5 protein-coding genes and 1 pseudogene are annotated in these 7,170 nt (G+C 34.3%); 3 read left to right on the forward strand and 3 right to left on the reverse strand.

Annotated features, from left to right (window positions below):
* The 3 genes and pseudogenes from QT74_RS07520 to QT74_RS07530 form a co-directional block, all read left to right on the forward strand.
* A pseudogene (locus QT74_RS07520) lies at positions 1-907 on the forward strand (relaxase/mobilization nuclease domain-containing protein); the annotation flags it as partial.
* A gap of 278 nt (positions 908-1,185) precedes the next feature.
* Complete coding sequence (locus QT74_RS07525) at positions 1,186-2,238, forward strand: ThiF family adenylyltransferase (protein WP_033765841.1); 1,053 nt, start codon at positions 1,186-1,188, stop codon at positions 2,236-2,238.
* Between the two features lie 11 nt (positions 2,239-2,249).
* Positions 2,250-3,413, forward strand: coding sequence for an MFS transporter (locus QT74_RS07530; RefSeq protein ID WP_033765843.1), 1,164 nt, complete (start codon positions 2,250-2,252; stop codon positions 3,411-3,413).
* Positions 3,414-3,529: 116 nt separating this feature from the next.
* Here QT74_RS07530 and QT74_RS07535 read toward each other — a convergent pair whose 3' ends face one another.
* From QT74_RS07535 to QT74_RS07545, 3 genes are read right to left on the reverse strand one after another with little or no spacing between them, the layout of a single operon-like run.
* Entirely contained in the window at positions 3,530-4,240 is a 711-nt protein-coding gene (locus QT74_RS07535) for a Fic family protein (protein ID WP_033765846.1), read from the reverse strand.
* Positions 4,241-4,285: 45 nt separating this feature from the next.
* A complete protein-coding gene (locus QT74_RS07540; protein WP_033765847.1) occupies positions 4,286-5,020 on the reverse strand; it encodes a Fic family protein in 735 nt (244 codons plus the stop codon).
* 44 nt (positions 5,021-5,064) lie between these two features.
* On the reverse strand, positions 5,065-6,648 hold the full coding sequence (locus tag QT74_RS07545) for a replication initiation protein (RefSeq protein WP_033765848.1): 1,584 nt from the start codon (positions 6,646-6,648) through the stop codon (positions 5,065-5,067).
* Between the last annotated feature and the right edge of the window lie 522 nt (positions 6,649-7,170).

Raw genomic sequence — 7,170 nt, forward strand, 5'->3', positions numbered from 1 at the left:
CAATATTAGTGGGGGCATACTTTCTAATCATTCTACCAAACAAGGACAAGGAATTAGAGCTTTCACAGAAAGAAAACTTTCAGTTAAAACGAGAAATAGACCAACTAAACAACGCCAATCTACAGAGAATTTACGACCAAATGCCGACCAAGAAATAAGGGGAAAACATGCAGAACGAATGCTTAAGTATGCTACAGAATGTTTTAATCAAAGAAGTAGAGAACTTGCAGAACGAGAAAGAAAGCTTACTGCAAGCAAAGAACAGCGAAATAGAGAGTTTAGAGAACGACAAAAACGAGCTATTGAGCAAGCTAGAGAGAGTTACAGCAGAATTTCAAAAACTAAGCAACGATTACTTGAAATTAGAGGCAGAAACCTTGAACTTGAAAGAGAGCTACGAAACGCTACTTCAAACACACAACACGCTACTAAAGAAATTTCAATCCTTAGAAACGACAGAGAGAGCCGAATTACAGCAAGTGATGCAAACCTTAGAACAGAAAGAAATCTCGCTCAAAAACGATTTACAGACAATGTGCGAACAGATTTTACAACAAGAATTACAGAGCGTTCAAATCAAAGAGCAAGAGACTTCACAAGCTCAATACAAAGAATTGAAAACACAATTAGAAATTTTAGAAACAACGCTCAAGAAAGAGCTAGAACAATCCTACACAACCTTTATGCAAGAACACGAGACGCAATTAATGCAATTAAAAACATCTACAGAAACGCAAAAGAACGAATTAGAGACTTCTTTCAACGAACAGATGAACGACTTTCAAAACGAATGGAACAAGAAACAAGAGAGCTTCATGCAAAAACAACACAGCTGGATAGAAAGATTAGAGAACACAATCAAAAAATAGAAAACGAGAGAAGTTATAGTCGTGGGTATGGGCGGTAAGAATTAAAAAATTCTTTTTTTATATCTATAAAAATTACTTTAGTGATGATTTATCGTGTAAAATATACCCAAACTACAAAAAAATATTATTATAAATATGTAATTAGTAATAAAAAAATCATAATTATGTTATTATCTCAGTGATTTTTAGAGTTATAAAAGGAGTAAGCCATGAAATTGTCATACCGTAATTAAATTGAAAATTTTGCACTCTATTTTAGAGTGTAATTGTTCAAAGTTTTATCGGAATAGAGTTGGTTATTCAAGAAAGGTTATTTGTGCAGTGGTATCAAACTAGTTTTAGTGCATGTGTTGGTCAAACAGATACAGAAAATATTATTGGTCTTGGAACATATCAGTATTGCGTTGATCATAATGGATTTGAGAAATCACTGAGACTCTTGGTTTTTCTGAGAATGAAGAAAAGAATGAATGAGATAAAAAGTTTTATGGAAACTAGCAAAATAGAACATGATATTTTTGATAAGCTAGTTGCCAATAAACTTATTACCTCATTCATACTAAATCCAAATGACGAACAAAATTTTAAGAACCACCTGTTTATCGATTTAGTGTCAAGTAAACCAGAACTAACAATAAATAATTTTAAAAAAACTATTTTCATCATTATTGGTTGTGGGGGTATTGGAAATTTTGTAAGCTATGCTTTAGCAAGTTTTTATCCAAAAAAACTAATATTGTTAGATAAGGATACCGTTGAACCCAGTAATCTTAACCGCCAGTTCTTATTTGATAAGAATTACATTTCACAGTATAAAACATCTGCCATAAAGCAGGCTCTTTCTAGTAGATTTGGCATCAATATTGAGACAGTAGATGATTTTGCCAGTGAAGACAATCTTGAAGAAATTTTTTCTAAACATAAAAAAGAAAATTTGTTTGGAATTGTTTCTGGAGATAATCCAAACACAGTACAATTGGCAACAAGATTTTTTTGTAAGTGTCGCATTCCATTTTTAAATATTGGCTATTTAAATGACATATCTCTTATCGGTCCTTTTTATATCCCTTCATTGTCTTGTTGTCCTTTTTGTCATAATAGTTTTGCTTTAGATGATAAAAAAGACGGTGATAAAAATCTAGACATATGTCTTATAAATGACCGCATGCAAGCACCATCAAGTTTTTTAAATAACTCTATCGCTTCTAGCCTAGCAATTTCAGATATTATACAATTTATGTCTAATGATCTTAATTCCATAAAATCCCTTAACTGCCGATTCGGAGTTGACAATAAAACTTTCAAAACATACACTTTGCCATCTAGTGTAGATTATAAATGTGTATTTTGCTCTAATTGTAATTTATAGAGTTTCTTAATATGAACAAAACACTAAAAGTAAATATACTCTCTTATTACTGTGCAACGATACTACTTGTCATTGCCCAGTCTTTGCCACATGCCATTTTAACACCATTATTGCTCAATAAAGGATTATCATTAAGTCAAATTATGATCATACAAGCCACCTACAGTTTGTGTGTTTTACTCTCAGAATACCCGAGTGGTGTGTTAGCAGATTTAATAAATAGAAAGATGCTTTTTATCGTTTCAAAATTAGTTCTAGTGTGTAGCTTTTTTTGTGTCTTATGGTTAGACAGCTTTGTTAGTATGGTTCTAGCATGGGGCATTTATGGGTTATCAAACGCTCTAGACTCAGGTACCATTGATGCCACTCTCATTACCAACATCAAAGACCAAAAAGAAGATTTATCACCATTCATTGCTAAAAGTCGCCAAATCAGTTTTATAGGGTTGATAATTGGAAGTTGTTTAGGCTCGTTCTTGTATTTAAAATATGGTGTTTCCATGTACTACATATCAGTCTTACTCACATTGCTGTGCCTCTTGGTCATTATTTTATTTTTTAAAGATAATTCTTCTCATAAACTAGAAAAAAACCAACAGTTGCAGATATTAAAACAACATGTAATGGAAAGTTTTAGAGAGCTAAAAGATAAACCACTTCTTAAAAATCTAATTTTACTCAGTCTAATTTTGCAAATCTTTTTTCAAAGTCATTTTCAATTATGGCAAGCCTACTTGCTAGACAAAAAAATTACAGAAAACTACTTGTTTATATTTTATATCTCATTTCAAGTTATAGGAATTCTCGTTCATTTTTGTAACGCCAACTCGTATAACCGATATATGACTATTACCATGATCTTTTTGACTGGACTTGCTAGTGCACTGTTGCTAAGTATGAACATATTGCTATTTGTTAGTGCCTATATACTCAGTGTTGCCTTGTTTACATACATAGACTTTATTGTAAGTTATCAATTTTCTCTTTATGTCAGTAAAGATAAAATCTCATCCCTTACTTCTCTAAAATCTAGTGTCTCACGAGTAATTTCTGTTATTATTTTAGGCATAACAAGTTTTGAGCTACTTATTTTTTCTCCGACTATAGTTATCACTGTACATTTTGTATCCACGCTTATTTTGACATGTGTATTCCTATACAAAGTAAAACTTTAACATATTTAATCCCATGATTTGCTATCTACAATCGCCTACAGCCAACGAAAAGCAAAAACCGACTAATGATATTACTTACAAGCTAAAAAACGCTCAAAACGAAAATTAGAGCGATTTCATTCGCAAAAGAAATAGCTAACCATTTCATTGAAATTGTCTTGACTTTGCAAAATGGTGTCTCTCAAATAGCCTTTTGTGTTGTCATATTCTTTGATGCCCCTATAGTAAAAGACTTTGTGTTCGTTCTCTATGATAAAGGGCATGATATTGTTTTTCAAACATTCTTTGAACATCACTAATCGCCCCACCCTACCATTGCCATCACTAAAAGGGTGGATCTTTTCAAAAGCCACATGAAAATCTATGATGTTTTCCAAACTCACTTCAATGTTGCTTTGGTAATTTTTCACAAGATTTGTCAATTCGCTTTCAACTAATTGGGGTCTTGTTGTGGCGCTATTGCCTACAAAATTAGGGTGTTTTTTGAAACCACCAATAACTTCATCAGAACAATTCTTTTTCAAGATTTTGTGTAAAGTCTTGAAGTATTCTAAACTCAAAGGTTCTTCACAGCTTTCAAGCAAGTAATTCACGCATTCAAAATGATTGATGGTTTCAAAAATATCATCAAGTTTGATATTGGCGTTTTTTTCAGTTATGAGAACGGATTTGTCAAAAATATGAGCGGTTTGTTCATAAGTCAAACCGCTTCCTTCAATGCGATTAGAGTTGTAAGAAAATTTGATTTGGATCAGGTGGTAAATGCCATTTTTGATAGCATTCTTTCTTTCGTGATTCAGTTTTTCTATGAGTTTAGTCAAATGCATCTGTCTTTTCACCGATAGTGTTTCTTGAACCAATTTTTCAAGTGCTCATGATTTTTTGACAGAAAAATTTGCCGCTCGCCTTTCTTTCAAAATGGCAGTGTATCGCTCAATCTTTTCTAGTTCTATTTTTTGGCAGTTCTTAATGATGCCAACTAGAGCGTTAGTGTCTTGTTCCCTCATAGCATGCATGTATTCGCTTCTAGCGCTTACTTCAATCACAAAGGGCGTTAAATTAGCTTTTATGGTTTGGTAGAACATCAAGGCTCTTCCTGTGCGACCATTGCCATCACTAAAAGGGTGGATCTCTTCAAATTCTATGTGGTGTTCTGCTATCTTTTTTATTTTTTCTTCACCGCTCAAATTCAATAGCGCTTCATCTTGTATTTTCAAACACAGATTATTGATTCTAGGTTGCACCATTATTGGACTTGCAGTCGGTTTTTTAGCCCCTATGATCTCATTATAAGTGGTTTTGAATTTTCCAAAATCAGGCAGGATATTACGCATCAAAACAGAATGGAAATGGCCAATCAAATGTTCATCTATGATCTTATCTCTCTCTAAAAACTCTAAAATAAGGGGAACAAAATTGCGATAATTTTCTATCTCATGCACTTCATCTAAGCTCACCGACTTGATAGGGGTCTTTCTGTCTATTAAGATACTCATCGTATCGCCCAAAGTCAAGTTGTTGCCCTCCATAGCGGAGTTGTGGTGCGCCATGCGAATGGTCAGATCCATAGCGTAATCATCAAATTCTAACAATTCTTTATAATCCATCACTTTGTCCTAGTATCTAAATTTAGTCAAATGCATCTGTCTTTTCACCGATAATATTTCTTAAACCAATTCTTCAAGTGTTTTTCATCTTTAGCGATGAAAGGTTTGAGAAGTTTCTCAGGCTTATCCACATCTTGGATTGAGATACAGATCCGATTATCGTTCAGTTTCACGATCCGAGTGATTTTCAGGTAGTTGCTGATCCCATCAGGGCATTGATCCACATTGTTGTTGGTGATGTGGATCGTTTTTCCAATGTATTCTGCAAATTCCTTAATGGGTTCGTTAGTGATAGGGTGGATTTTAGGGGGTTCAATTTCTTCTAACAAGCTATCTTTTTTCAGGCTGTATCCATTAACAAACAGAAATTCTAAAGCGAATGTTTTGCTTGACACACGCAATTTTTGAGGGTTATTTTTGCTTTTAGGGTAAGAAACATGCAAAAGCATTTGATTGTTCTCAAAAGTGGCGTTATCAATTTGCAAAATGATCCCACTGTCATTGTGCCTGAATTGATAGCCAATCAAGGTTTTTAATTCAAGCAACCTAGCTTCTATAGTGGCTTTTGCGTTTCTTTTAGCGATTTGGTTGTGAATATCCCATGCTATGAGCTTAATGTCCCTTTTAGCGCGTTGCTTATTGGCTTGTTTTTGTTTCTTGGTTTCGCCCTGTGGCAGTTGTTCAAAGTAGAAATCAATATGCGTTACTTTGCGCTTGTCGTGGCTGTTTCTGCGTTCCTTTTTGTAACTCAAATGTTCAAAGGGATAGATTTTTTTAAGTTCCTTGAGCGATGGCGTTAAGACTTTTTGATCGATGTTTGGCATTTCATAATCTTTTGGAATGTCTAAAAGTTCTCTGAATTGAGTCCATTCCACGCTCAAAATCCCTGTGCTTTTGTATTGCTTGAGCAAGCGATAGAGCGTTTTGGCGTATTTACCTCTCACCCTTTGAAATTCTAACAGATTGAAAGAAGTGTATTGACCCATGCCCAGATTGTTGAGCAAGTATTGATAGTTATCGTTGAGTTGGATTTCTAAATACTTCAAATCTTTACTCGGTTTGTTCAATTCAATTTTACACCGACTAAAAAGCATGTAATTTTCTTGAATGATTGAAGTTTCTGTTTCGCTAATTTTCCAAAAATCAGCGGTTTTGATACTATCCCACAGCTTGATGACCACTTCTGATAAGCGCTCATTAGAAATATCTATGTTTAGCATGCGTTTCAAATCTTGCGGTTCAAAACGAATGAGGGTATTCCCTTGATCTTTAAGCCTTTGAAAAATAGCGAATAAAAGATTGGCTTCCCTTTCGCTCAATTTCCCTAGATTAACCTTGTTAGTGTTGTTATGGTAGGTGGTATAGGCGTTATCTTTAGGGGTGCTAACCACTAAATCCTTGCATGGTGTGGGGGTGGTTTGTGGCGCTTTTATTGGTGTGGGTTCTTCTTTTAGCGTGGGTTCTTGGGTTTCTTTTTCGTGCTTTGATAATAATTCTTTGATTGTTGTGTCTGTTATTTTATTGATGCGTTTTTGTATTTCTTGTTTTTGTAACTCAATTTGTGGGGTTTGTGGGAGTGTGTCTAATATTTTCAACGCTTTTTGTAAATCTAATTGATCAAATTCCACTCTATACTCCTTACTTTTGGTGTATAATAAGTGCGATCGTATTAGTATGCTTATAAGGGTCTAACCCCATAAACAAGGGATTAGACTATGAATAAACCTAGTGAAGTAAAGGTGCGAGAATTACTAATACTAGCACTAATACGACAAATACTTTCACATTGATACCTCCTAACGAGGTGTCGCCCTCTCTATCCTCCAACCCACTAACTCAACAAAGTCAAGCTAATTTCTCCAAATTTTGTCGCACATAGGAAATACCGCACTTGTGAAACTATCAGCACGCTGTTATTGTAGCTCAAAATGGTTAATATAACAACTTATTTTTATAAAAGTTATTATATCGTTGGCAAGAAGTTATTATATCGTTGGCAAGAAGTTATTATATCGTTGGCAAGAAGTTATTATATCGTTGGCAAGAAGTTGTCATTCTTTCATTTTCACCCAAAAATGAGAAACCCTACAGCTTCGTTATTTAGGGGGTTGCAACCCCCAATCCCTCACATGCGCGCGCATGGTAAAACA

It is taken from the genome of Helicobacter pylori SA213A, assembly GCF_000476275.1.
Classification (GTDB): Bacteria; Campylobacterota; Campylobacteria; order Campylobacterales; family Helicobacteraceae; genus Helicobacter; species Helicobacter pylori_CL.

Bases quoted from the DNA above. Each gene is read 5' to 3' on its own strand.
- QT74_RS07540 (WP_033765847.1), bottom strand. From the start codon at position 5,020: ATGGATTATAAAGAATTGTTAGAATTTGATGATTACGCTATGGATCTG.
- QT74_RS07530 (WP_033765843.1), top strand. From the start codon at position 2,250: ATGAACAAAACACTAAAAGTAAATATACTCTCTTATTACTGTGCAACG.
- QT74_RS07535 (WP_033765846.1), bottom strand. From the start codon at position 4,240: ATGCATTTGACTAAACTCATAGAAAAACTGAATCACGAAAGAAAGAAT.